The sequence below is a fragment of the Nitrospirota bacterium genome, assembly GCA_030684575.1.
In the GTDB taxonomy this organism is placed as follows: Bacteria; Nitrospirota; Nitrospiria; order Nitrospirales; family Nitrospiraceae; genus Palsa-1315.
Genome location: JAUXVD010000012.1, coordinates 86,708 through 113,364 on the forward strand (window position 1 = coordinate 86,708; position 26,657 = coordinate 113,364).

General features: G+C 58.6%; 24 protein-coding genes and 1 pseudogene. 11 read left to right on the forward strand and 14 right to left on the reverse strand.

Going from position 1 to position 26,657, the window contains the following annotated elements; all coding sequences use genetic code 11:
- Nucleotides 1-39: 39 nt before the first annotated feature.
- The 5 genes from Q8N00_09725 (at nt 40) to Q8N00_09745 (ending at nt 8,397) form a co-directional block, all read left to right on the forward strand.
- Nucleotides 40-1,914 (forward strand): hypothetical protein, encoded by a 1,875-nt coding sequence (locus Q8N00_09725; GenBank protein ID MDP2383069.1) that lies wholly within the window; start codon nt 40-42, stop codon nt 1,912-1,914.
- A gap of 72 nt (nt 1,915-1,986) precedes the next feature.
- Nucleotides 1,987-5,406, forward strand: coding sequence for an acyl-[ACP]--phospholipid O-acyltransferase (locus Q8N00_09730; protein MDP2383070.1), 3,420 nt, complete (start codon nt 1,987-1,989; stop codon nt 5,404-5,406).
- Nucleotides 5,407-5,454: 48 nt separating this feature from the next.
- Complete coding sequence (locus tag Q8N00_09735) at nt 5,455-6,450, forward strand: amidohydrolase family protein (protein ID MDP2383071.1); 996 nt, start codon at nt 5,455-5,457, stop codon at nt 6,448-6,450.
- A gap of 6 nt (nt 6,451-6,456) precedes the next feature.
- Nucleotides 6,457-6,960: a sigma-70 family RNA polymerase sigma factor gene (locus Q8N00_09740; GenBank protein MDP2383072.1), complete on the forward strand. Its 504-nt coding sequence runs from the start codon at nt 6,457-6,459 to the stop codon at nt 6,958-6,960.
- A 60-nt stretch (nt 6,961-7,020) separates the two neighbouring features.
- Nucleotides 7,021-8,397, forward strand: a complete 1,377-nt coding sequence (locus Q8N00_09745) for a hypothetical protein (GenBank protein MDP2383073.1) — start codon at nt 7,021-7,023, stop codon at nt 8,395-8,397.
- 56 nt (nt 8,398-8,453) lie between these two features.
- On the opposite strand, the gene Q8N00_09750 is transcribed toward Q8N00_09745, so the two are convergent.
- The 12 genes and pseudogenes from Q8N00_09750 to Q8N00_09805 form a co-directional block, all read right to left on the reverse strand.
- Entirely contained in the window at nt 8,454-8,927 is a 474-nt protein-coding gene (locus Q8N00_09750; GenBank protein MDP2383074.1) for a carbohydrate-binding protein, read from the reverse strand.
- A gap of 232 nt (nt 8,928-9,159) precedes the next feature.
- Nucleotides 9,160-9,522: a hypothetical protein gene (locus tag Q8N00_09755; protein ID MDP2383075.1), complete on the reverse strand. Its 363-nt coding sequence runs from the start codon at nt 9,520-9,522 to the stop codon at nt 9,160-9,162.
- A 201-nt stretch (nt 9,523-9,723) separates the two neighbouring features.
- A complete protein-coding gene (locus tag Q8N00_09760; protein ID MDP2383076.1) occupies nt 9,724-10,542 on the reverse strand; it encodes a sterol desaturase family protein in 819 nt (272 codons plus the stop codon).
- A 114-nt stretch (nt 10,543-10,656) separates the two neighbouring features.
- Entirely contained in the window at nt 10,657-11,127 is a 471-nt protein-coding gene (locus Q8N00_09765) for a nuclear transport factor 2 family protein (GenBank protein MDP2383077.1), read from the reverse strand.
- 77 nt (nt 11,128-11,204) lie between these two features.
- Complete coding sequence (locus tag Q8N00_09770) at nt 11,205-11,663, reverse strand: hypothetical protein (GenBank protein ID MDP2383078.1); 459 nt, start codon at nt 11,661-11,663, stop codon at nt 11,205-11,207.
- Nucleotides 11,664-11,757: 94 nt separating this feature from the next.
- A complete protein-coding gene (locus tag Q8N00_09775) occupies nt 11,758-12,138 on the reverse strand; it encodes a DoxX family membrane protein (protein ID MDP2383079.1) in 381 nt (126 codons plus the stop codon).
- Between the two features lie 80 nt (nt 12,139-12,218).
- On the reverse strand, nt 12,219-12,677 hold the full coding sequence (locus Q8N00_09780; protein MDP2383080.1) for a hypothetical protein: 459 nt from the start codon (nt 12,675-12,677) through the stop codon (nt 12,219-12,221).
- Nucleotides 12,677-13,132, reverse strand: coding sequence for a hypothetical protein (locus tag Q8N00_09785; GenBank protein ID MDP2383081.1), 456 nt, complete (start codon nt 13,130-13,132; stop codon nt 12,677-12,679). The genes Q8N00_09780 and Q8N00_09785 overlap by 1 nt, the downstream gene beginning before the upstream one ends.
- Nucleotides 13,133-13,334: 202 nt before the next feature.
- Entirely contained in the window at nt 13,335-13,829 is a 495-nt protein-coding gene (locus Q8N00_09790; GenBank protein MDP2383082.1) for an SHOCT domain-containing protein, read from the reverse strand.
- A 116-nt stretch (nt 13,830-13,945) separates the two neighbouring features.
- A pseudogene (locus Q8N00_09795) lies at nt 13,946-14,167 on the reverse strand (DUF1272 domain-containing protein).
- Between the two features lie 63 nt (nt 14,168-14,230).
- Nucleotides 14,231-14,713, reverse strand: coding sequence for a hypothetical protein (locus Q8N00_09800; GenBank protein MDP2383083.1), 483 nt, complete (start codon nt 14,711-14,713; stop codon nt 14,231-14,233).
- Between the two features lie 215 nt (nt 14,714-14,928).
- Complete coding sequence (locus tag Q8N00_09805; protein MDP2383084.1) at nt 14,929-15,408, reverse strand: DUF4145 domain-containing protein; 480 nt, start codon at nt 15,406-15,408, stop codon at nt 14,929-14,931.
- Nucleotides 15,409-16,553: 1,145 nt separating this feature from the next.
- On the opposite strand from Q8N00_09805, the gene Q8N00_09810 reads away from it, so the two are divergent.
- From Q8N00_09810 to Q8N00_09820, 3 genes are read left to right on the forward strand one after another with little or no spacing between them, the layout of a single operon-like run.
- On the forward strand, nt 16,554-17,429 hold the full coding sequence (locus tag Q8N00_09810; GenBank protein ID MDP2383085.1) for an RnfABCDGE type electron transport complex subunit D: 876 nt from the start codon (nt 16,554-16,556) through the stop codon (nt 17,427-17,429).
- Nucleotides 17,426-18,769 (forward strand): DUF2330 domain-containing protein, encoded by a 1,344-nt coding sequence (locus Q8N00_09815; protein ID MDP2383086.1) that lies wholly within the window; start codon nt 17,426-17,428, stop codon nt 18,767-18,769. The genes Q8N00_09810 and Q8N00_09815 overlap by 4 nt, the downstream gene beginning before the upstream one ends.
- Nucleotides 18,757-19,065: a hypothetical protein gene (locus Q8N00_09820; GenBank protein MDP2383087.1), complete on the forward strand. Its 309-nt coding sequence runs from the start codon at nt 18,757-18,759 to the stop codon at nt 19,063-19,065. Before Q8N00_09815 ends, Q8N00_09820 begins: the two co-directional genes overlap by 13 nt.
- Here Q8N00_09820 and Q8N00_09825 read toward each other — a convergent pair.
- The gene (locus Q8N00_09825; protein MDP2383088.1) at nt 19,055-20,155 is read right to left on the reverse strand and encodes a hypothetical protein; all 1,101 of its coding nucleotides are present in this window, start codon (nt 20,153-20,155) and stop codon (nt 19,055-19,057) included. The genes Q8N00_09820 and Q8N00_09825 overlap by 11 nt on opposite strands.
- A 163-nt stretch (nt 20,156-20,318) precedes the next feature.
- Here Q8N00_09825 and Q8N00_09830 point away from each other — a divergent pair, with 163 nt between their 5' ends.
- The 3 genes from Q8N00_09830 to Q8N00_09840 all read left to right on the forward strand — a co-directional run bounded on the left by Q8N00_09830 (nt 20,319) and on the right by Q8N00_09840 (nt 22,213).
- Nucleotides 20,319-20,699, forward strand: a complete 381-nt coding sequence (locus Q8N00_09830; GenBank protein ID MDP2383089.1) for a DUF3015 family protein — start codon at nt 20,319-20,321, stop codon at nt 20,697-20,699.
- A 25-nt stretch (nt 20,700-20,724) separates the two neighbouring features.
- On the forward strand, nt 20,725-21,552 hold the full coding sequence (locus Q8N00_09835) for a universal stress protein (GenBank protein ID MDP2383090.1): 828 nt from the start codon (nt 20,725-20,727) through the stop codon (nt 21,550-21,552).
- Between the two features lie 85 nt (nt 21,553-21,637).
- On the forward strand, nt 21,638-22,213 hold the full coding sequence (locus Q8N00_09840) for a hypothetical protein (GenBank protein ID MDP2383091.1): 576 nt from the start codon (nt 21,638-21,640) through the stop codon (nt 22,211-22,213).
- Nucleotides 22,214-22,235: 22 nt separating this feature from the next.
- On the opposite strand, the gene Q8N00_09845 is transcribed toward Q8N00_09840, so the two are convergent.
- Nucleotides 22,236-26,651, reverse strand: a complete 4,416-nt coding sequence (locus Q8N00_09845) for a DEAD/DEAH box helicase (protein MDP2383092.1) — start codon at nt 26,649-26,651, stop codon at nt 22,236-22,238.
- Nucleotides 26,652-26,657 lie beyond the last annotated feature (6 nt).

Here is a 26,657-nt window from a genome sequence, read left to right on the forward strand (position 1 = left end):
TTGACGGAGGCAAGCCCATCCAGTAAGGTCGAAGCGACCATGCAACAGAATCAGCACCGCACAGAAGCGCCAGTTCGAGAGCAGACGTTGCAGCGGCTGCTACGACGAACCGATCGGTTGCTCCAGACCGGCCTTCGAACCAGTGCTACCTTTACCCGCTGGCGGGTCGTCTTGTTCGTCACGGCGCTGCTCTGCACAATTACGCTCTACCGACTCGAGTGGTACCAGGCCGGCAATGGCTCACTCGCCGGGTTCCTCATCCTGTTTCTGATCGTCGCGAGCTATCATACCAGGCTGGAACAGCGGATTCATCGGCTCAGGGAATGGCAACAGATCAAGCGGACGCATGTGGCTCGCCTCCGCCTCGATTGGAACCAACTCCCTGCACAGACCTTCGCCGGGCCGGCCCATCATCTCTATGCGAACGATCTCGATCTCGTCGGCCCCCATTCGTTGTTTCAACTGCTCAACACCACCGTCTCCTCGCACGGCCGCGAGCGATTGGCGGCCTGGCTTCTTACGCAGCCACCGACCCAGGACGCATGGGTAGAACGCCAAGCCTTGGTCCGCGAGCTCACGACACGGCCATTGTTTCGAGACCGATTGGCGCTTGAAGCCCGCTTGCTCGGTGAACAGGAGATCGACGGTCATCGCCTGGCTGCCGTACTGCAACATCGCCTGGAGATTCCTCGACTGCACCTCATCCTGCCGATCCAGGCTATCCTCGCCGCGACCACGGCAGGGCTCGGACTCGCCGCGCTGCTGAATCTGCTGCCAGGGTACTGGATGTGGTCCTTCGGCCTTTACGCCCTCTTCTATTTTTTCACGGACCAGGGAGAGGAATTGCTCGAACAGGCGGTCGGCCTCCACCATGAAGTCGAGAAGCTCGGAACGGTGTTCGGGCACATCGACCGCCATGCGAGACGCTCTCGCTCCGTCCTCTCGCGCACCTGGGCCCCGCTCGCGAACAGCTCCACATCGCCCCTTCGTCTGATCCGGCAGGCCGCACAGGTCCTCCATGCCATCAGCATCAAAGCCCATCCGGTCGTCCATCTTGCCGTAAACGCCCTCTGCCCCTGGGACCTCTGGTTCGCCAGGAGGTTGGGCCAGATCCAGGATCAGATCCGCGATCATCTCCCTCTGTGGCTGGATCGACTGGCGGAAATTGAAGCGGCTGCGGCATTGGCGACGTTCGCCCACCTGCACCCCAGCTATATCTGGCCGTCCTCGCGTCAAACCGACAACGAACAGAACGGGGCAGCCCCTCGCTGCTCCGCTCGCGATCTCGGTCATCCACTGATCCCCCATGCAGCGCGCGTGGCCAACGACTTCTCCCTTCAAGGCCTCGGACAGGTGCTGCTCGTGACCGGTTCCAACATGTCCGGGAAAAGCACCTTCCTCCGGACTGTGGGAATCAATATCTGTCTCGCACAAGCCGGCGCACCGGTCTGCGCCAGTCATTTCGAATGGACCTGGGTACGAGTGGTCTGCTGTATTCGGGTGGACGACTCGCTCGACGAGGGGCTGTCATTTTTCTATGCGGAAGTGAAACGGCTCAAGACATTGCTCGACGCGACAATGGATCGATCCCATGCCCCGGTGCTCTTCTTGATCGACGAAATTTTCAAGGGCACCAACAATCGCGAGCGATTGATCGGGAGCCGTTCTTTTATCACCGCACTCTCGCAAAGCCATGGATTCGGCATGGTGACGACCCATGATCTTGAATTGACCGATCTCGACAAGACCGTGCCAGGATTGCGCAATGCGCACTTTCAGGAAACGGTGGCAGCCGGCGCACTCCAATTCGACTACCAGCTCCGTTCAGGTCCCTGCCCCACCACCAACGCCTTGCGCATCATGGAACTGGAAGGTCTGCCGGTTCCTCGCCAGATGCATTCTCCTAAGTCATAGTTTTCTTTGACCTTTGCCATCAGTTGCTCCATATTTACCTGAACATTCACGCGCAATCGCCCCGCCCATCGCATGGCCCAAGAACAGAAACATCCCCTCCGCGGCCTCCTCATCGCGCAATTCTGTGGCGCGTTCAACGACAACGCCTGGAAGCTGATGGTCGCCCTGCTGGCGATCCGACAAGCCACGGCACAGATGGCTCCCGGCCCTGAGCTGGAAACCGCAGCCCAGACCCAAACCGCGATCACCTTCATCATCTTCACCTTGCCGCTGGTGTTGTTGTCATTGGTCGGCGGCACCTTGGCCGATCGCCTGAGTAAACGCACGGTCATCATCGCGATCAAAGTCGTCGAAGTCTTCCTCATGGGCGCCGGCACCATCGCGCTCTGGGTAAGCCCAGGCGGCGGGATCTTGCCGTTGATCGTCTTGTGTGGAATGGGCGTGCACAGTGCGCTCTTCAGCCCGTCGAAATACGGCATTCTCCCAGAATTGATTCCGCATGAACGGCTCGCGTCCGGCAACGGCCTTTTGGAGATGTGGACCTTTGCCGCCATCCTCACCGGCACCGCTGCCGGAGGGTTTCTCTTGCAGACCGCCGGCGACCAACTCTGGCTCGCCCCACTCGCCTTGGCCGCCCTATCGATCGTCGGCCTGATCGCAGCCTTTGCAGTGCCCCACGTCTCGCCCGCACGCGCAAGCGGCGGCGTGGGCGCGACGATCCGTGGTGCCTGGGCCGCCATCCAGTCAGAACGGCTGCTACGGCTGGCCATCCCGGGAGAAATATTTTTCTGGACGATCGCGAGCCTCTTCGCCCAGAACGTGCTCGTCTATGCCAAGGCCGTCCTCCATCTCTCCGATGCGCTCTCAGGACTTCCGCTCACGGTCTTGTCCGTCGGCATCGGCCTCGGCGCGATGCTGGTCGGGCGACTCTCTCAAAACCGGGTCGAATACGGGCTCATCCCCTTGGGCGCCACCGGTGTGTTCATCGCACTGACCTTGATCGGCGCATTCACACCGGCATTGACCGGAACGTTTCTGCTGATGGGGCTCCTGGGAATTTCCAGCGCCTTCATCTTCGTGCCGCTCAACGCGATTCTCCAATGGAAGTCGCCTCCCGATCGGCGCGGCGCCGTTATTTCCTTCTCCAACACCTGCGTCTTCACCGGAATTTTATTGGGTTCCCTCGCCGGCGGGGCGCTCGCTCATGCGGGTCTTTCCACGAGCGGGATTTTCCTCGTCACCGCCGGCATCACTGTCGGGGGCACGGCCTGGGCCCTCTGGCTCTTGCCCGATGCCTGCTTACGATTGGTGCTCGTCATCGTCACGAACACACTCTATCGGCTCCGCATTGTCGGCCAAGACCATGTTCCGCAATCAGGCGGGGCGCTGCTCGTGCCGAATCACGTCTCCTTCATCGACGGCTTTCTGCTGATCGCCAGTCTCGACCGCCCCGTCCGGTTCATCGTCGACGAACAATATGCGAACCAACGGCTCTTCAAGCCGTTCATGACGCTCCTCGGCGTCATCCCGATCTCCTCTCACGGCGGTTTACGCGTGATCCTGCGCGCGCTTCGTGCAGCAGGCGACGCCATCGACAAGGGCGAGATCGTCTGCCTGTTCCCCGAAGGGCAGATCACCAGAACGGGCACCTTGTTACCATTTCGTCGCGGCTTCGAGCGGATCATGAAAGGGAAAACGGCGCCGATCATTCCCGTCCACCTGGATCGTGTGTGGGGCAGTATCTTCAGCTTCAACCATGGCCGCTTTCTCTCAAAGATTCCCGACCAAATTCCTTACCCCGTGACTGTTTCATTCGGCGCGCCCCTTCCCGCCGACACGCCCGCACATGAACTGCGAACCCAAATCCGTTCGCTCGGCGAAGCCGCATGGCGTCTCAGAAAACACGATCGCCGACCGCTGCACCGCACCTTCATCCATGCCATGCGGCGACATCCGTTTCGATTGGCCATGGCCGACCAGCAACGCCCCCATGTCTCGTCGCTCCAGGCCTTGATCGGGTCCATCGTCCTCGCCAGAGCCCTCACGCTCCATTGGCGCAACCAGCAGAACATCGGCATCCTGCTCCCGCCGACCGTGGTCGGCGCACTCGTGAACGTCGCCGCCCCCCTCTGCGGGAAAACGAGCGTGAACCTGAATTACACGGTCGGGAAAGCCGGTCTCGAAGCAGCCGTACGCCTCGCAGGCCTGCGCACCATCGTCACCAGCCGCGCCTTCGCCGAGAAAGCCAAACTTGACCTGCCGGACGGACCCACGATCATTTGGCTGGAGGATCTGGCGAAGCAAATCGGCACCGGACAGAAACTCGTCGCGAGCCTCCTGGCCCTCTGCGCTCCTGTACGGATCATCGAACTGGCCTGCGGACAGCGCAAGCCCTTGACGATAGATGACCTGGCCACGATCATCTTCAGCAGTGGAAGCACCGGCGATCCCAAAGGCGTAATGTTGTCGCACTTCAGCGTCGATGCCAACGCGCAGGGCGCCAGCCAAGTGCTCCATCTGTATCAAGATGAGCGGGTGCTCGGCATTCTCCCATTCTTCCATTCGTTCGGATATCTCGTCTTCTGGTTCGTCATGTCGAACAATGCGACGATGGTCTTCCATCCCTCGCCGCTGGACGTCGCCGCGATCGGTGAACTCGTGCGCCGATACCGCATCACCTTCCTCGTGACCACGCCGACCTTTCTCCAGCTCTATCAACGCCGCTGCACGCCGGAACAGTTCAGCTCGTTGCGCGTGGTCCTGACCGGCGCGGAAAAACTCCCGGCGCGTGTATCCCAGGCCTTTCAAGACCAGTTCGGCATCACCCCCATCGAGGGATACGGCGTCACTGAATGTTCCCCCGTCGTCGCCGTCAGTTGTCCGGACTTTCGCGCGGCGGGCTACTACCAGCCAGCCTCGAGACGAGGCACCGTCGGCCAGCCCCTTCCAGGAGTCTCCGTACAGATCGTCGATCCGGACAGTTTCGCGCCAATGCCGCCCGGTACACCCGGCATGTTATTGGTGCGAGGGCCCAACGTCATGAACGGATATATCGGCCGTGAAGACCTAACCGCCACGGTCATGCGCGATGGCTGGTACATCACCGGCGACATCGCCATGCAGGACGACGACGGCTTTCTCACCATCACAGACAGGCTGTCCCGCTTCTCCAAGATCGGCGGTGAAATGGTCCCTCATGGCAAAGTCGAAGAAGCACTCCATCTCGCGGCCGGGCTTGAGACCCAGACCTTCGCCGTCACCGGCATTCCCGACGAGAAGAAAGGCGAACAGCTCGCGGTCCTGCACCTCCTCGATGAAGCGCAGATTCCCGGTATCGTGGCCAAGCTCACCGCGAACGGCCTCCCGAACCTCTTTATTCCATCACGCGCGAACTTCGTCAAAGTCGACGCCCTTCCGCTGCTGGGGACCGGCAAGATGGACTTGCGTGGTCTCAAGCGGATTGCGATGGAACGGCTTTCGGGGAAGGGCTGAGCCTTGAGTCCTGAGTACTGAGACAGGAAGAACGAAAGTCGCAGTTGTATGGAACGACCCTCTACGACAAAGTCGCTGATCGACTGCCATGTGCATCTGGCTGCGCTGCCGGACGGCGACAATGGCTGCTTCATTTCGCCCAAGATGTTGAAGAGCCCGCTGTTCAGGTTTTTATTCTGGAAGCACGGACTCTCCGTGAACCGGCCGCGCGAAGCCAATCAGAAATATCTCGACGACCTACTAGTTGAACTGCGCGCCTCCCGCCATGTGCAGAAAGCCGTCCTCCTGGGCATGGACGGTGTCTACGATCACAACGGATTACTCAGTCGCGAGCATACGGACTTTCTCATCAGCAACGACTACGTGCTGAAGACGGCGCAAGCCCACCCACATGAATTACTCGCAGGGGTCTCGATCAATCCCCAGCGGCGCGACGCCATCGATGAAGTCCATCGCTGCGCCGATGCCGGCGCGGTCCTGGTGAAAGTGTTGCCGAATGCGAAACAGTTCGACCCGGCCAATCCGAAGTACAAGCCCTTCTATCGGGCCCTGACGGAACGAAAACTACCCTTCCTCAGTCACGTCGGCTATGAATTCAGTTTGATCGGCAAGGACCAATCAGTCGGCGATCCCGACCGACTCCGGGTGGCGCTCGACGAAGGGGCCACCGTCATCGCCGCCCATGCCTGCAGTTACGGACTGATTCTTTACGAAAAGTTCCTTCCCACGATGCGGGACTTTGTGCAACGGTACCCCAACTTCTATGCGGACATCTCCGCCCTCACGCTGCCCAACCGGCTCAAGATGCTCCTGCATCTGCGAAAATATCCCGAGGTCCATGAACGTTTGCTCTTCGGCACCGACTATCCCCTGTCCGTATTCCACGTCGCCGCCTGGGGCCGCGTGGCCTTCGGGACGCTGCGTAAGATGATGAAGACCAAAAACCGCTTCGACCGCCAAGTCGAGGTCTGCAATGGGCTGAAGCTGGGCTTCCGCTCACTCGGAGACCTGCTACCCCATACAGCCGCGAAAACGACCGGCTAGAGCGACATGTCTATACATCGAGAGGAGATACTTGCCAGTCTGCGCGAAAGGATTCTGGCCTTCGCGACATTACGAGTATCGAGGGATCGTGCCGAGGACCTTGTCCAAGACGTGCTCTCGGTCCTTCATGACAAATATGCGCGCGTCACGGAACTGACCGAACTGGTTCCTCTGGCCTTTCAAATCCTCCGGTTCAAGATGCTGGATGTCCATCGCAAGTCGCTCCGGCGAGGCGAGTATAATGCAGAGTCCATTGACGATATTCCCATTGCCGACTCCCGGGACGACCCTGCCACGCAACTCGATCAAAAGCAGCGCGTCGACCGGCTGCTAGCCGCCATGGTTCAACTCGGCGAACGCTGCCGCGAACTGTTCAAGTGGAAACTGGAAGGCAACAGCTTCCCTGAGATTCAGAAGCTGATGGGCCAGAATTCGATCAACACCATTTACACCTGGGACCTGCGCTGCCGAAAACAGCTACTCACATTGTTGGGCGGGAGCTGGGAATGACGGAGGAAGTGCTCAGTCCTGAGCGAGATATGCTTCACATTTCACGAACGACGGTGAAGAATGTCTGAACACGATCTCGAAAAACTGCTGGGTGGATTCGCAGCGGACACGTTGACGCCTGAAGAGAAACAGCAGCTCTACGGCGCGGCGCTGCAAGACCAGCAACTTTTCAACGCCCTGGCCGACGAACAGGCCTTCAAGGAGTTGCTCGCCGATCCGGCCGTGCGCCGCAGGCTCCTCGCTGCATTGAAGCAGCCGAATGCCTCACGTGCAGGCCGGTCCTTCTCCTGGCTGGATTGGGTCAGACGTCCGACCGGACTGGCATTCGCCGGCGGCCTCACCGCAGCGGCCCTTGCAGTCGTGCTGGGCATCAGGATTTATCAGGATAGTCTGAAACAGGCGGCGCAATCGGTCGTCACTGAAGAGTCACGGCCCGCAGCTCCACCAACGTCGACAGCTCCGGCATCTCAGCCAGCGCAGCCGCAAGCCGTTGAGCCCCAGGTGAACGCCAAAGAGAACAGCGAGACAGCGATTGCCCCGGCAAAGAAAGACACACTTGCCGCCGAGCCGGCCAAGCAAGAACGGGCGGCTCCGCCTTCCCAACAAAAACACAAGGCAGCAGACAGCACCCGCGACAATCTGAGCCAGCGGAACGAACAAGACGAGGTCCGCAGACAAGCTGATACGCCCGTAGCGGCGCTCAGCGACAACGCGGATGGACGCAGCTCCTCTGCCGATCAGACAGTCGCAGCCAGCGTTGCCCCACCACCGGCACCGGCAATCAGCGCACGCGCATTGTTCTATGGCGAAGTCGCCATTCGCCAGGATACAGGCAGGGTCGCTCCGACAAGAGAACGGGCGATGAGCCCCCTGGCCGAGTCGACAGCCCAAGCCAACCGGCTTGAGCGAAAGCTGGATCAGTCCGCCCCGGCAGGGAAAGCCGCGACGAGTGGTTCCCAACTGAAGCCGCTCGGGCTCCGCTACAGCTTTATGGTTCAAGGAGCAGGCGGGCAGGATCGAGAGGTGAGTGCGGCAATGGCATCGAAAAGCCCAGGCCCACTGCGTCTCACCCTGGAGGCCAACCAGGCAGCCTATCTACAAGTCTGGCTGAAAGCCGGACCCTCAACTCCACAACTACTCATACCTCAAAACACATCAGGTCAGATCTCGCTGAAGATCGCAGCAGGACAACGGCTACAGATTTCTGTGCCGGCCGACGTCGAGCCAGGCAGCCTCACGGCCCGCCTCTCCCGAGTCCCGTTTGGACCGATCACAAGACAGGAAGCCGCCATGTTCGACCGGCTCTCTCCCACTCAACTCCAGGAAGTCATCAGCGCGACCGAAGCAGCCGACCCACAGGAACAGGCCATCTACGTCGTCAACCAAGACACTTCACTCACCGCACTGACGACTGTCGAAATTCCGATTGGCCGGTAGGTCCGAAACAGCAGGATCCCAAGACACCACACGATCGCCCTCATAGCCCACCGGAATTACGCAATCCGCAACTGATCCAACGAAGCGCGCGCGGATCCCCCACTGGTGTCCGGAATAATGCTCAATTCGAGCACCGTGACCGCCGGAAGTTCGACGTGGTGGTCTTCGGTCTCAGAGGTGGCGCCTTGCGGACTGAAGTTCCATTGCTGCCGCACGATTTCCCGGAACGACTGCCCGCCATCCGGAGACCAACGCAACACGTACTCTTGCATGCGCTCCGTACTGGGTTCAGCAAAGTTCAACCAGATTCGCTTGAGCCGTTGCGGCTGGGCGAACAGGAGCCGGATCGTCTGCTTGCCTGGCCCTGCCGCCCGCCACCCCGACGTACGCCCGGCGATCAACGCGGACTCAATCGGGTGAGCCGCATCCTCAGAAGTAATTTCCACCTCCGCGAGCGCCTCCACATTCAACCAGTCCTGGTCAGGAGTCGCGGATGGTTGTGGAAGGGGATCGATGATTCGCTTCTGCATGGCTGTACCTCCTGATTTCGAGCTTGAGACATTCACCGCGACCGAGGTAGCGAGTGGGATGAACAGGCTGGCACCTCTCCAGCATAAGAGCCCTCGCCACCCTTATGCCACTCATAACTCTCGCGCCGGCTCAGTCACGCCCTCACGCCCACTCAGGACCACGGCGGCGTGCGATACGCGACCGGTCTGTGTAATGACATGGCCTCTGGAGATTGATTGAGCTTCGTTCGAGTCACTCTTGGAGTCTGGCGACCAGGAGGCCGATGATCGCCGCCGCGCCACCCAGGCAGCAGAGCACAAAGCCCGCTGCGCCGAGCAGGAACCAGGGACGAACAGGTCTGAAGTCAGATGGTGAGAGCTGCGCATGCCACGCGACCGGATCCCTCCACCAACGTGGCGGAAGCGTCACCCGTGGCGCCAGCTGCCGATAGAGTGTCACGTGGTACCACAGGCCCGTCGGAATCCCGATGAGGAGGCCCACAGCCAAGACCCAGAGCCCCAGCTCGATCATGATCTGCGGCGTAACCACAACCGTGGCAAGCGCGATCGCGCACAGCCCCACGAGACTAGCGAGTACCAGCAGAAACTCCAGCATAGAATGGATTGTACCGGAATCTTCTGCAGGCGGAGGCAGTTCGTCTAAAAATCAGAACATCCTCGCAGGATGCTCAAAAAGTTCGTCCAGCGAGGCCGCAGGCGAATCGAAACCGGAGGCGTACCCTCAGGGGTACGTTGAGGATTTCGATGAGCCGAGAACGAAGCTGGCGGACTGTTTCAGCATCCTGCTAGATCGGAGTCATGGTTGGGTACGCCCGACGTAGCGCCCGAGCCGCGTCACAAACGGGAACCGCAACATCATGAACAGGTTCAAACAGACCGGGGGGCCCAGGTGCTCGAGGCCGATCGTCATCCCCGTCTGCCCCAAGGCCGGTTCCGGACAATAGGTTCCGAACAGCCGGTCCCACCAGGGCACATTGAATCCATAGTTGCTGTTGGTTTCGCGCACGTCCACTGAATGGTGGATGCGGTGCATGTCCGGCGTGACGATGAACCAGCGGAGATAGGGCTCGGCTGCGAGGGGGAGCTTCACATTGCTGTGATTGAACAGGGCCGTGCTGTTCAGCACGATCTCGAAGACCACCACCGCCAGGGGAGCGACCCCCAGCGCCACCACCGCTGCGCTCTTGACCATCACCGAGAGCACCATCTCCACCGGATGAAACCGCACCCCGCTGGACACATCCAGATCCAGATCTGAGTGATGCATCATATGAAACCGCCAGAGGATCGGAACCAGATGGAACACCTGATGCTGCCAGTAGATGATGAAATCAAGCGCCACCACGGCCACACCCATTTCGAGCCAGGCCGGTCCGTCAATCCAGTTCAAAAGCCCCCACCCGCGCTCCTGCGCCATCACCGCCATCGCAACCACGCCACCAGCAAACAGCACGCGCGCGATGACCGTATTCATGATGACGATCGTGAGGTTGCCGCCCCACCGGCAGAGCTTCGAAGCCGTCAACACACGGCGCGGCGCCAGCATTTCCCACGTGGCCATGATGACCAGCACGGACAGATACGAACCCACCCGAACCAGATCTGCAGATCCCATAACAATCCTCTCCTCGACTTCAATACCACCCGATAGCACGTAAGAGGCGCGAACGATGGAATGGATTCAGGCTGATCAATGGTTCCAGGAACTCTCTTCCATTCTTGACCTGTTCTACAGGCCGAGGTCGGAGAGTCCCGGATGGTCATCAGGGCGGCGGCCCAGCGGCCAGTGATATTTGCGCTCCTGCTCGCTGATCGGCAAATCGTTGATGCTGGCGATGCGACGGCGCATATATCCCTGGTCGTCGAATTCCCAGTTTTCGTTACCGTAGGACCGGAACCATCTGCCGGCAGCGTCATGCCATTCATAGGCGAACCTGACGGCGATGCGGTTCCCGTTGAAGGCCCAGAGTTCTTTGATCAGACGATAGTCCAACTCCTTCTTCCATTTTCCGGTCAAGAACTGCACGATGGCTTCGCGGCCGGCCAGGAACTCCGCGCGATTGCGCCAGACACTGTCCGGCGTGTATGCCAGCGCAACCCGCTGCGGGTCACGCATGTTCCAGGCATCTTCGGCCATGCGAACTTTTTGAGCAGCCGTGGTCGCGTCGAATGGCGGCAATGGTGGTCTTGGGGCTTCCATATCGCTCCTTAACTCATCGGTACTGTCGTTGGACTGCATGAGGCTCGACCCTGTTCAGACAGCGATATACAACGCGACTAATTGACGCACTGCATAGCTTTGCCGACCCGCGTCAGGGCAGGCCTGAGTATACCGCTAATCTCCATAAAGGAGCCTATCGGCGCTTCCTTGTCCGTGAGAATCGTGGATATCCGCATCCAGGAGGTTGCTTGCTTGATCGAGCAACCGGAAGCTCGTGCCGTGCACAAGGCATCACAAATGGGGATGCTGGTTGCGGCGCAGTTATAGGTCCTCACCACGTAGCGCGTCCAGACTGACGGGGCTCGCAATTGGTTCCAAGTCTCGTATACGGGCTTCCAGGTGACGTTATACGAATAGGTGGTCGGCGAGTCGCATCGGGGGGCGTCGGTCGCGATCTGAGTCACATGCCACGGCTTAACCGGCGGCGTGACCTTGATATCGGCGTACAGAGGTGAGGCGGACACAACGAGAGACATGATCACGACCGCTGAACATACGAGGCTTCTCTGCTTCACGATTTCCTCCTGGCCAAGATTAGAACATGGAGACATTCATCGGCGGCTGAACTTTTTGTCGGTGCAAGGATATTCATGATCAACCATTCCGCGCTTACGCCCCCGCATATTGAGGCCTTGTAAACCAATAAGCCCAGGCAATCAATATGCCTTGAAGGAACAGCCGGAGCCATAGACCAAGCGGCGAGGCCCAGGGATACAGTTCAGAGTGCACGGCCATGTGCACATTCGCAGGAAAAACCGCGATCAACAAGGCGATCAGCCCCCATGCCGCCAACCGCGACCACCGCTCGAACAGCAGAAGTCCTCCCAACCCGATCTCCGCCACACCACTGATGTACACCAGTGCCACAGGCCACGGCAGGTACGGTGGCATGATGCTCACATAGAACGGCATGTGAAGGAAATGGTTCGCTCCGGCCGCGATAAAGAACAGGCCATACAGCCAGCGCGAAATGTGTTTGAGGCGATTCATCGCTCAAGCCAGAGCTGGCGAGGACAATCAATGGCTCCTGGAACCCTTGCCCCGGATTTAGCAATCACGTCTTTGACCTGTCAACGGCATTCAGCGTCCCAGCTTCGACGCTCCTTAGAATTCTCCGGAGGCATGCGCGCACAGGGATTCGCTGGAGAAGACCTGATTGGTGAAGACACTGCGGGCTTCGCAGCAGGGGGGCGCAATCCAGGGTACTTTGCCTGAACGACAACGGACAGTTGCCATACCACCAATGCACTCACCACGGTTGCCACGATCACAGCGCCGGCAAGCCCCACGCCATATCGCCGGAGCAGCCACTCAACCAACCCACCGGTCAGCGCAGCCGATGTCATGCCAGCGACAAGGCCGCCCAATGCGAACAAACTATAAAACCCCAACACAAACACCATCGCGAAACTATCGGCATTGGGGGTAACTCCATGGTAACCCCCAAATCCTACCCACGCGCCCCACATGCCACCGAGCACAGGCCATGAGATGCGGACGGCCTGCCAGAACCTATTCCCATCCTTCATCACTTGCTTGTTCCTGACAGCAAGCGCTCTATGGCTTGACGCGCCCCAAGGAGGTGACGTGCCGCAGTTTCTATCTTTTGTAGTTGGCACCCACCGGACGGTTCATGCCACGTCAACGTCAAGGATTGATTAAACCCGCTGCTGAGGGCAAGCTTTTCCAATGGCATCACGCGTAGTTGGGGAGACGCCTGAACGGGAATGATGGTGTCGACGTGCAACGACTGCTGCCGATTACGCCATTGTATTCGAGCGCCAAGCCAGTCACCCGCCCCGCCATCGATAAGCACCCAGCCCCAGCCATCAGCACTCAGACTCAGATAGCAGTAGGCGCCCTGCTGACCAGTACCGGCCCATTCACCCGAAAAGAAGTTGGGCGAATGATCAGGCAGAGGCGTTAATGCTTGTGCAGTCCCCAACCACACAAATACCAGTACGAGTCCTATGAAATAGCGCATGTTCCGACCTTACGGAGCGAGTCAAGAAGCCGAGCAGAGACCACGCTGTCCTGGACCGGAACCAGTATGAGGTCTAGATGAATAGACAACTTGTCTCTCCGTCCGTGGGGTCACGATGGCTCGATGAGCCGTGCACCTAATCGTTGAGTTCGGGAACGGCCTTTATGGCTCAGCCCCCTTTGCTTTCGCTTAAGGGTGGGCCTCATTGGGATAGAATCGTCTTCTTTTCTACGTCAAATTCTTGCTGGGTGATCGTTCCACTATCCAACAGTGACTTCAACGTCTTCAGACGCTCGTACATCACGTCTTTGCTCACGGAAGCAGGTGCTGTCTTGGGGTCATTCACACAGACAAAAACGAGTTCAATTCTGGGGAAATTTCCCAGAATGTGCGGAGGCGTCGATGTCTGCTCCGTAATCACCTGAGGCACTTTCCCATTTCTGGCGCAAAAGGCTTCTGTCCTCTGCGTCGCACTGCCTCTAACGGACTGCACAGACGTAAAGAGCAAGGCCCCTTGATGAAAGATTCGATACTTCACACTGCCTGGCATGTCCTCGCTGACAAAGTGGACCTCACCCCCATAGACCGCACCTTCAAAATCTGAGGCACTTTTATCCGCCATCTGTACCGGTGAGGCCGTAGCGCAACCTACCATCAACAAAACAACGATCAGTGCAATGCTTTCTAGAGTACGCATGTCTGTTTCAACCTCCGTCACGAACCTACTAGAGAGTGGCGGCCAAGCACATTGCTACGCATTATCTGGCTCCGAGAGCAATCAATGGTTCCAAGACCCTTTATCCATCCCATCGTACCAGCCGGATCCTTGCCGAGGAAATTATCGCCATTCCAATTCATCGAAGGTCTGATTGGCCTTGGAGCGAACCCGCCGCCGCAATTGGGGCAGACATTTCCCAGGACCTGTTCGACACAGGCCACGCAGAACGTACATTCATACCAACAGATCCGCGCCTCAATCGAATCAGGCGGCAGCGCCCTGTTGCAGTGCTCGCATGTCGGTCTGAGTTCAAGCATGGTGCCTAGCTATGACGCTACCCACAATGTAGGATCAATCGTTCCTGAAACATTTTTCTTCGCTTAAAGTTTGCCTAGTTCCTTGGAGTACGGAAATGACTGAACAACTTTCTGCATCCTCATTGCGCGCATACTGGAAGGAATGGTGGAGAAAAGCGCACCTGTCCCAACCAAAGAGAGGATTACTTTCATCCCCCACAATATAGTATGTGGCGCACCCTCAGGAGAAAGTTCCGGCGAGAAGGACGAGGCCATTGAGAGGAACACAATCCCTAAGAACATCGAATAGAGAATTTTTACTTTCAAACGAAGTAGCTCTATGGCCATTAATAATTGAAGTGGCGAATCCTCTACTGCCTTTTCTAGCAACTGCGCACGGAACTGATTCTGCGCTTCTAGTCGCCTCGTCCATGATGTAAAGAGCTTACTCATAATGGTATCTATGGGCCACTTTAAATAGGCCGCGAGAAGATTCAGACCAAGGCCAACGAATACGACACTCATCCACCAAGAAGTATCGCCTAAGTTGTCATAGAATCCTTGCATCAAGGCTCCTTGGGTGAGAAATGATCAAACCAATGAAGGCATTCTGAATTTCGCCTAATAGCTAGACGGCTCACCAAATAGCGTGGCAATCAATGGTTCTTGGAACCTTTATCGGCTCCAGAGCGTCCCCATTTACTTCCCCAAGGATTGATAGAAGACTCGCGGCCATGGTTTCAACCGCGAGGGATCTAAAAGATTTCCGGCTCAGCCCACTTTCATTTTCGCTTTCGTGCTGGCCCCTTGCGTGCATTCACCGATTTGACTAAACGAGTAATAACACTGGGATGCTTAGAGTAAAGACCTGCCAACACGGACTCAAAGATGTCGAGCGCGTCGAAGACAGCCTCACGAGTCAGCGCATTAGAATGACTACCGGCGTTGCCTATCCACTTGATCGCAATAAGGGAGTCATGGGCAGCCGTATGCTTCCCCTTGATCTTGGAAATACGATTATGAAGATTGATTGGCTCGCGCTTACCCTTGACGTTAACAGTTAGCCTTTGAACGCGTAGTGAATCTAATAGCCGCTCGATGGCAGCGCGGATGCGATTTCCAGCGGATGCGTAGTCGCTCCAAGAAGCGACAAATGCTTGCTCCAATTCAGAAACAACCTTTGCTGGAGCGTTTACTGGAATGTCGATTAGTCGTGGCGATGGCAGAAAGTACTTCGGAGAAAAGACATCTTCATATGACATATTTCCCATGTACTCATCGGGTCGTTCCGCGACCATTCCCGTACCAGCGACGACCGCTATCTCACTGCATCTGTGGTTATCACACTTGAGCATGGCCCCAAATCGTAGCTCAACCCAGCTGGGATCGAATGATTCGTCTGAAGAAGAGGCCCGCGTGTCCCCAGTCCATGAAGATACCAGCGAGTCTGGCACCAAACGAAAGTGACCGCCACGACAGCGAGGGCACGGCCAGTTAGGCGCCCCTTCCTTTGTGATTGATTTCGAGTAAAGATTGCGATCAACAGGCATAGATTTCCAATACTCGACGATAGCCAAACACGGTTATACCGGAAACCGACACATGAGACTTTACATATTTCAGCAATTTCCGTAACAGCCGAGAGGATTTACCGGGTGAGACCCCTTTGCCTTTCCTTGTGGATTTCGCATACTGCTTGCGCACCGTTTGAATTAGATACTGGTTCTTGCGAAGTTCTGCTCGTATTAGCTCTACTGCTGCCTTTGAGAACAGAAACAGGGACATTCTGATTTGTTTGGCTACGGATCGCACAAGCTGAACACTGGCACGTGATTCTTGCGCGCGCATAACATCTTGTCAACGACCCTTCCAAGCTTGCTCATATCTGCTTCAAGTGGGTAGTCTGTTTAGCCACCCACTGCGCTCGTCCAACGGGGCTCTTCTAAGGGCGCACGTTCCGAGAGCACAGAAAACTTTCCAATCTTCTTCTTGATTCATATCTACCTCTCCAAGGGGAGTAGCCAGATTGCCCTTCACTGCGCGCATTGAGGGAGCACATTCTGATCGTGCGGCCTCAGCGAGCAAGAAGGGCGGTCTGGCTGCTCCCCCTTCCTTATTCAATGCCCTTCCGAGCTCGCTCATGACTATCTAAAAGGGCGGCCTGGTTGATCCTCTATTGCGCGCGTCGAACGATATAAACGATCCTTCCAAGCTTGCTCGCTATCTCTTCAGGGATGGGGACTGATTGATCTTCCACTGCGTGCGTCCAACGAGGGCCTTCTAAGGCCGCGCGTTGCGCGAGCACAGAAGATCATCAGGCTCCATCCCCTCCCCCCTCTGAAAGGATCCTCCCCCTCGCGCCATACCCTGAGTAGGAACAGTGATTCTCCTACTCACGAGGTGCCGGATGATCCTAGACCGAGTTAAAACCCACTTCTCCTCTCTCGACCCCCGCCTCTACCAAATTGCCAGCCTGAGCACCCTGCTGCTGTATGGCCTCCTCTGGCTGCACTTCGATGTATCCCCATGGCAAATCGTTGTCACACTCGGCACTGCCTTGCTGACCCAATATGCCGGCACGCGCTACTACAACCTGCCTGTCTTCGATCCCCGCAGCCCGCTCATCTCCGCCCTCTCCCTCTGCCTGCTCCTCCGCACCGACCACCTCGCCATTGCCGCCTTGGCGGCCTGTATCGCGATTGCCAGCAAGTTCCTCATCCGCTGGAAGGACAAGCACCTCTTCAATCCCACCAACCTGGCGCTGGTCCTCATACTCTCCGGCGGGTTTGGCTGGATTTCGGCGGGACAATGGGGGCAGGTCGCCTGGTTCGGCTTTCTCATCGTCTGTCTCGGCAGCCTCGTCGTGACCCGCGCGGCGCGGGCTGATGTCACGCTGGGATTCTTAGGGTTCTATGTCGGGCTACTGTTTGCACGAGCATTCTGGCTGGGCGATCCCCTGACCATTCCACTCCATCAAATCGAAAGCGGCGCGCTCCTCATCTTTGCCTTCTTCATGATCTCGGACCCGAAGACCACGCCGGACTCCAGAGCGGGTCGAATCGTCTTCGCGCTGATCGTCGCCTTCGCGGCTCTCTACGTGCAGTTCGGCCTGTTCCAACCCAACGGCCCGCTCTGGGGGCTGATTGTCTGTTCCCTACTGGTGCCATTTTTGGACTACTTGCTCCCCGGTGTTCGTTACAACTGGTCCCGCCCAACAACGGGCCAGTCCTCTGTGCCTGTTCCGCTGACATTGTCCCTTCAACCACAAAGGAGGTTCTCATGAGACGCATCATTGTTCCGACATTTACATTCCTGATAGGCCTGCTGATCTGGAGCAGCGACGCTTCCGCCTTTTGCGGCTTCTATGTCGGAAAGGCCGACACGAAACTCTTCAACAAGGCCTCAGAAGTCGTGATCGCACGCCACGACAACAAGACGGTCCTCACGATGGCGAATGATTTCACAGGCGAGGTGAAGGAGTTCGCGATGGTGGTGCCGGTCCCGACGATCTTGGAGAAGGAACAGATCCACGTCGGCGATGCGACGGTCTTAAAACACCTGGCTGACTATTCGGCGCCAAGACTGGTCGAATATTTCGATGAAAATCCCTGCCTGCGCTATGCAATGGAGGAACGCAGCATGGACGCCCTCAAAAGCATGGCACCGGCCTCGGTTGGAAAAGCTGAACGGCAGCGTGCCCTGGGCGTCACGGTCGAGGCGCAATATACCGTCGGCGAATACGACATCCTGATCCTCTCCGCAAAGGAAAGTAGCGGGATGGAAACCTGGCTGACCGAAAACGGTTATCGTATTCCCGTCGGCGCATCGTCTGTACTGCAGAGCTATCTGAAACAGGGGATGAAGTTCTTTGTGGCGAAAGTGAACCTGGACGAGCAAACCAAGCAGGGCCTCACCCATTTGCGGCCACTGCAGATCGCCTTCGAGTCGCCGAAATTCATGTTGCCGATCCGCCTCGGCACGGTGAATGCGGATGGGGCGCAGGAACTCTTCATATACTTCCTGACGAAACAGGGCCGCGTTGAAACCACGAACTATCGGACTGTGCGTCTGCCTGAAGCACAGGAGATTCCGCTCTACGTAAAAGACAAGTTTGGCGACTTCTATCGCGATCTCTTTACGCAACAAGTGAAGCGGGAAAGTGAGCGCGGTGTGTTTATGGAATATGCCTGGGACATGAACTGGTGCGATCCCTGCGCAGCCAATCCTCTGTCCGTCGAGGAACTTCGCGGAATCGGCGTATTCTGGCAAGAGACGACCGGACGGATGGGTAAGGGCATGGGCCAGGCACAGAACGTCTTTCTCACCAGGCTGCATGTCCGTTACGATGCGGCACATTTTCCGGAAGACCTCACGTTCCAGGAAACATCGGATCGGTCAAACTTCCAGGCCCGCTACATCCTGCGTCATCCCTGGACCGGTCAGGATGACTGTGCGGCAGCGACCGCCTACCGGCAGCAGCTCCGCGAGCGCTATGAGAAGGAAGCACAGACGCTGGCGACATTGACCGGTTGGAACATCGGAGAGATCCGCCGGACGATGAACATTCAAACGGCCTCAGCCCCGAGCGACAAGAGGTGGTATAAAAATCTGTGGGCACACTGACCACGGAGACTGGCACTGAAACGACAACGGCGCGGCGTGGGATTTCCACGCCGCGCCGTACACTCACGCCAACCCTGCGGCTGACGCTGTTGCTCTACTATGCCGTTGAAGATATTTCCAGGATGCTCAAAAAGTCCGTCCAGCAAGGCCGCAGGCGATCACCCGTTCACTTAGGGGTGGATGGGATGATCCCAACTGCGCGCGTCCAACGAGGGCCTTCCGAGGCCGCGCGTTGCGCGAGCAAAGGGATCGCCCCATCTACCCCACTCCATTTTTCAGCATCCGTTACGTTCTGACTGAAAGAGAGAAGGTCGTCTGTCTGGTCGATTGATATGCAAGAGAGACCGAGGGTCCTGCTTGTGCTGGAGCCGCGGGAGTCTCATTCGCCTGGGTCGGCAGAGTCCCTTCGACCGGACTTTCGGCCGGCTTCCCGTTCTGCAAGGCCTTCCCGAGGTTGCTCAGGAATTGCGAGAAATACTTGTCGAGCTTTCGCGGCGAGATCCCTGAGTTTCTGGTGGCGTCCAATACCTGCTGGACGATGGACGAGAGCTGGTTGGGCGCCGATTCTGACGCCGTGGTCAGCGGGGATCCGACAACGCCGGACGCGATGGGCGTTGAGGCCACAGGCTCGCTGGGCACAGGCGTTTCGGAAGGCGGAGGCGTCGTCGCCACGTCATTCGTAGGTGCTTCACCCTGAGGCACGGCCTCGGTCGTTGAAGCCTGGACTGCGCCATCAGGAACCGTGGTGTCGGCAGGGGGCGCCTGGATCACGTCATCCGTCGTCGGCAGCGGTCCCTGGGTCACGGCGGGAGTCGTGGGAGCCGGAAGGACGGCCTCAGGCGCGGTGCCTGCCTGGCCGACTACCTCGCCGGTCAATTGGGCGGCAAAGGCGGTTACCGACCGTTCATAATCAACATTCAGGTCTAGAGCGGACAGGGAGGAGTAGTTCTCAAAACTCTCGCCCAACTTGACGGCCTTGGCCAAGGCCGCGTCATCCTGTCCGCTCAAGACTTTTTTGAAGATGTTGGCAACCTTCCGAAAGAGGCTGGTGAGGTCCTTGACCTCCTGTTCGTTCAGATCGCCTTCGACGGTCACGCCAAACTCTTGCTTCAGCGAGTACTCGGCATACTTAGCGTTCACATCCACCGTCTTGCCGTCGCCTTCGGCATGGGACTTATAGCTCACCGCACGGAAATTGGATTGAAGATTCGCCGAGATGGTGATCTTGTCTCCCTCTGCCGTCGTCACGCTCAACCGACCTGAAAAGTCGGTCGACACAGCAACTCCACTGACCTTCGTATCCAGCCGCTGGTTGCCAGTGGTATTGGTTGGCGCGAGGTTGAAGAACTGGCTGGGATCGACTTGAGTCAGCGCTTGGACGGGCATGAGGTCTCTCCTCGATTAATAGGCTCGGTGCAACTTACCGCGTAGCTCTCCTATCGGCACCCACTAGGTTGAACTTTAGTGCGGGGGCCTGCTTGTGCTATATATAACGAATACGATCTGCGACAAGGCCATCGACTCCATGCTCCACAGAGGAGGGACCGTGATGACACAACGTACTGTTTGGGCCCTATTTCCGGTACTTCTGTTGTTGGCCTCCGGCTGCACACTCAAAGCCACCGTCAAGGAAACGACCGATACCACCTCCAACGTGACAGGGACAACGTCCGGCCGCACCTGGTGGAATGAAGACGGGCTCCTGCATCCCGAGCATAAACTCACGGCCTTTCTGGCCCTGAACGAGGCCAATGTAGAGCAGGATCTGGCACGAGGGCGTGGGGAATATGTGACGTCGCTGGGCGCACTTCTAGGACTACCTGACGACCAGCAGGCCTCCTTTCACAGCAAGGCGCAGAAGAACTTCGAGGCGCTCACCACCACCGATCGAGACACCCAGATCCAACAAGTACGGATGCTGGCTCGCTAGACATTGCATAAGGAATAATCGACCAATGCTCTCATTTCGACAAATTTTTCATCCCACCGACTTCTCCGCCGCAGAGTCGTCTGCATTCGCCCATGCTCTCAAACTCACCTGCCTCGTACAGGGCGAGCTGACGATGATGCATGTCGACCCCACGGTTGGGCGCAAAGACTTCGAAGACTTCCCTCGCATCCGGCCGCTCCTCGCTCGATGGGGAGTCTTGCCGGAAGGCAGCTCGAAAAGCGATGTCGTGAATTTGGGGATCCAGATCAAACGAGTCCGCGCCGTCGCAGACCATGCCACAGACGCCATCCTCCAGCAGTTGATGGCCCACCCCTCAGACCTGTTAGTGCTGTCGACGCACCAGCGAGATGGCTTCGCTCGACTCACACACAAGGCCGTAGCCGAACCCTTATCGCGCAAGACTCAGACCAAAACGCTCTTTGTCCCGACCGGCGTCGAAGGGTTCGTCTCAACGGAGACGGGCAAGATCAACCTCACCCGCGTGCTGATCCCCATCGTCCATACGCCGCACCCGCAACCGGCCATCGATCTTGCCGCAGAACTGGCGAGTGCGTTGGGCAGCGAGAAGGTCTTATTCGAACTGGTGCATCTTGGAAAAGAGGACGATCTCCCGAAATTCACCAAGCCCGAGCGCCCAGGCTGGTCGTGGGAGACCCTCGCCGCCAAGGGCGATCCGGTTGAGTGGATCCTAGCGGCGGGAGCGGAGTTCGACGTAGACCTGATCGTGATGATGACGGAAGGCCACAACAGCCTGTTCGACCTGCTTCGCGGCAGCACCACCGAGCGGGTGGTCCGTGGGGCCCGTTGTCCCCTGCTCGCAATACCTGCCTAGCCCCACGACTCTGTTGACAGAAAAATAGGCGGTGAGTACAGTGGGCCCCACCTCGCACCCCACCTACTATCGACAGGGAGATCCTATGCCGCAACTCAGACGCTCATCCATTCCCAATATCGCCTGGCTCTGTGCCTCAACCTTCCTGGGCCTCTTCCTCATCTCCGTTCCTCCGGCCTCGAGCGGGAATCCTGAATACCTGCCGATCTGCAACCTCCCCAAATGTCTGAATCCTCAAGTGACGACCAAATCAGGAATCGGCACAGCCGCAGCGACGGCTGAAGCGAGAATCTCTCCCGACGATGCGGAGAAATGGTGTGCCAGCAACAAACCACGCGACAAGTACTGCCCGAAAGAGCAGGTCAAATCAGGCTGGATCGGGTTTCGCCCCCTGTATCGCGCCAGCGCGGATTGCCTCGCCGGCCGGTTGATCGCCATCGATGGCACGACTTACAGCTACGTCGGCATCTGGGAAGAAGGCGCGGGCAAGGGCCTACCTCGATTCCGCGCCAAGGGTGACGCCAAAGACCTGAAATGGGAAGGGTCAGGAGCCAACGTCGACCATACGGGAACATTTTTGTCATGGGGCGGGGGAAGTGCGAATCTGGCCACGCAATGGAACGTGCTCTGTGCCGGCGCCCCTGCGCCAGCCGTGAAGTAACCCTCGCTCCGCGCGCATCGGGCTACCGCAGGACCTGCGCGAGGCCAATCGGTCGGTCTTCGCCTCCCCGGTCGATGACCGTTCGTACGATCGTCCCGTCTTTGAAAACCAAGACGTTGGCCGGCACCGCCGGTATCCGCGGTCCCGGCAGGATGACTCCTGCCAGATTCAACGGGTCGCAGGCAGAGAGCGTGACCTCCTGAGCCAGGCCGAAGCCGGTCTGGCGTAACGCCCGCATCGACTGGACCGCCTCCGGTAAGGCAAATTGCTCCCCGACAAATCCCGATACGAAACGCCCCCCTCGGATCTCGCCTTGCAGCTCCATGCGCCGATATTGCACCAGCAGATCGCGCCAGGACTGAACCAATGATTCACGGGCCAGCAAATCGCGAAACACCACGCCATACCGACGAAGGAGTTGGCGCGCAACGGACTCGATACGAGGTGATGCGTGATGCGTGATGGGTGATGCGCCAGGCAGCGCAGGCTTAGCGCTGATGGCTGATGACTGAACGCTGACCGCTTGCCCGAGCAGCGACCACCGCCCGGCTGAATGACGGGGCCGGCGAAACCGCCCTCGTCCTTCTGCACGGCGGCGACGCGGATCCATGAGCGCGCGAAGATTATCGAACCCATCGGCCGTGACCTGGCCGGTGGCCACGAGTTCCCACAGCCCCTCTTCCACTTCCGTCGGAAGATGGTTGGTCATTCGAACGAGATCGGCAAAGAAGCTGGCCCCTCGCTCAGACAAGGCGCGCCACAGGTCTTGCGCCACGGCACTTAACTGAACAAAAGGGTCAGGCGCGGCCGATGCGATGTCAGCATGGAAGGCATCCATCAACCACTCGCTCTCCTCACGTGGAAAGATACCGATCGGCGCCACACTCGTCGGGACGATCCGACGCCGGTCAAGATCGCTGCCTTGTGCCAACCGCGGATGAGGAGACAACCGGCCCCAACTGACGGCCCCACTCAGACAGAGCCGGTCCAGATACTCCGGCTCATACTTCGCCAACCGCGCCCGTAACAACTGTGGCTCCCAGGCCGAAGCGGCCGCTTCAAAGCCGGCCAGCTGGGCAATCACGTCAGCCAGCCCCGCCTCGCCATGCAGGCGAGCCCCAGTCGCTACATGTTGCCACCGCAAGAGAAAGGACATGAACTCAGCCGCCGTGACCGGCTCGATTTCCTTCCTCAGCCTGCCAATGGTCAATCGATGGATGCGGGCCAGCAACCGGCGATGACACCATTCTGACGCGCCCGCGCCCGACAATGCTGTGTGCTGAGTATTGAGTGCTGCGCATGGCCGGAATTGGCCGCGGAGGACTTGACCGGATGCTTCGAGGCGAAGCAGAGCATGAGAGACCGTTTCAGCCGGAAGGTGCAATCTCGCGCCAAGTTCCGTGGCCGTCGTCGGTCCGATGCTTTCCATCCAGCCGAGCATGATGGCATCGAGCGTCGTCTCATCCCCTCCCACCAATGCCGTTTCGACCTGGGCCTGATATTCCTTCGCCACCCAGCCTCTTGCACTGCCAGGCGTAAGGATTGAGGCCAGAGGCGAGAGGGGGGACAATCCGCTCGCCCCTGGCCCTTCGCCTCTCGCCTGAATAGACACCGCACGTCCAGACTCAACCAGCGATGGAAGAAACATTACCCAATCGCCGAGCGCTGAGTCGGGCACCCAGACCAACGTGAGCAAGGCATCGTGTAATTCGTCCGGATCGCGCACAACGGGCCAGGACTCGCGCTGCACGTCCTCAATGGCCGCAGGGTCTAACGCCCCAACCTCGCCGGCCAACTGAGCCGGCAACGTGCGCCGCATCTCCACCGCCCGCGCACGCCGCTCTTCCAACGGCGCATCGTCGAGAAAGGCATAGGGGTTGGCATTCAAGATCTCGTGCGAGAATGGCGAAGGGATCGGCGTATCGACCGCGACACAACGAATGGCCCCTGCTTCAATCTGCTTGAGGATTGCCGTCAACCCGTCGAGATCCATCGCCTCCGTGAAACAATCCCGCAGGGTCTCGTTCACGAGCGGATGATCAGGAATCTGGCGAATGCGCTCTCCGACAATATTGTCCTGACAGGCGATCGCATCGGGAAAGACGGCGCCGAGCAGATCCTCCGCCTTCATTCGCTGAATCTGCGGCGGAACTTTTTTACCATGCGAAAAACGCAGCAACAGCAACGCGCGGCTCACATTCCAGCGCCAGCGGGTCATAAACATCGGAGCCTGAAGCACGGCGGGCAGCAAGACCTCGCGAAGCGTCTGGCTATGCAGGAAGCCGAACACCGAATCGAGCGGGAAACTGTGCTTTTCGCCCAACGATATCACGATCCCGTTGTCGGTCGCCGCCGCTTGAAGTTCGAAATCGAACGTCACGCAAAACCGCTTCCGCAAAGCGAGGCCCCAGGCCCGGTTGATCCGCCCGCCGAATGGCGTGTGCAACACGAGCTGCATCCCGCCGCTTTCATCGAAGAACCGCTCTGCCACGATCGTCTGTTGAGTCGGCACCGTTCCGAGCACCGCCTGACCAGCCAGAACATACTCGATCGCCTGTTGCGCGCCGCGTTGATCGAGAGCGCATTCTTGGCGAAGCCACGCAATAGGCGAGAGGCGAGGGGCCATAGGCGTGAGAGGAACACCTCCGTCACCGCTTGCCTCGTACCTCGTGCCACTGGCCTGCTGCGCAATCCCTTTGCGCAGCGCTGCCACTTCTGCTGAAAGCTCTGCCGTGCGCGATGGCGCTTCGCCGCGCCAGAAGGGAATGTTCGGCGGTGCCCCCTGCGCGTCTTCTACCCGCACCTTGCCCATCTCGATACCCTTGATGCGCCAGGAGGTGTTGCCCAGTAACATGATATCGCCGGCCAGACTCTCCACCGCAAAGTCTTCATCGACCGACCCCACGACCGTGCCGTCAGGCTCCGCGACCACGGCATAGTTCGCGGTGTCCGGAATGGCCCCGCCGGACGTGATCGCCGCCAATCGCGCCCCTCGCCGGCCCTTGATACGACGATTGATCCGATCATGGAACAGATAGGCCAGCCCCCGACCACGATTGGTCGCAATCCCGTCCGCCAACATCCGCAGCACCTGATCGAAGTCCGAACGCGTTAATGCTCGATAGGGATCGGCCCGACGGCAGAGATCGAACAGATCGTCCTCATCCCATGTCTGGGTTGCCGCGGCTGCTACTATCTGCTGCGCCAAGATATCGAGCGGGGCCGGCGGTATGGTAATACGGTCCAAGGCACCAGTCCGAATCGCCCGCATCAACGCCGCACATTCGAGCAAGTCGTCCCTCGTCATGGCAAACAGGCGGCCCTTGGGAATGGCCTTGACCCAGTGACCGGCCCGGCCGACCCGCTGCAAACAGGTGGCAATCGCACGGGGCGAACCGATCTGACAGACGAGATCCACGGCCCCGATATCGATACCGAGCTCCAGGGAAGCCGTGGCGACGACGACGCGCGTCTTGCCGCTCTTGAGCCGCTCTTCAGCCGACAAGCGAATCTGGCGCGACAGGCTGCCATGGTGCGCCGCCACGGTATCGGCGCCTAAGTCTACTAGTCGTTCTTCCAGGAAGTGCGAGACTCGTTCAGCCAGGCGTCTCGTATTGACGAAGACCAAGGTCGAGCGGTGCTGCCGGACCAATTCCGCGACGCGATCGTAGATATCGCCCCAGATCGCATTCGTGGCCACAGCGCTCAATTCGTCCTTCGGCACCTCCACCGCCAGGTCCATCTCGCGCTGATGTCCCACATCGATGATCGTGGGCATTGGACGAACCCCCACCAAAAACTGCGCCACGGCTTCGATGGGCTGCTGCGTCGCGGAGAGCCCGATCCGTTGAGGCTTCGTGAGGGTCAGCGCTTCCAATCGCTCCAACGATAGAGCCAAGTGGGCTCCTCGTTTATTCGGCGCCACAGCATGGATTTCATCGACAATCACGGTCCGGACCGTCTGTAGTAACCGGCGGCTCTTCTCTGCCGTCAATAAGATGTACAACGACTCCGGGGTCGTGACGAGAATATGAGGTGGCCGCTTGAGCATCTGCTGGCGCTCGACCATCGGCGTATCGCCGGTGCGGACCAGCACACGGAGGTCCGGCATCAAGAGCCCGGCGGACAAGGCGGCATTGCCGATTGCAGCAAGCGGCTGCTGGAGGTTTTTCTGAATGTCGTTGCTGAGGGCTTTCAGCGGCGAGACGTAGAGTACCTGTGTATGCTCATCGAGTTCACGTGCCAGGGCCTGCGTAAAAAGACTGTCGATGCAAGACAAGAACGCAGCGAAGGTCTTACCGGACCCGGTGGGCGCGGCAATCAGCACATCGCCCCCGGACTGAATGGCGGGCCAGGCCTGAACCTGGACATCGGTCGGCTGACCGACCTGCGACTGAAACCACTCTGCGATGAGAGGATGAAATCGTGAGAGCGGCATGGCACA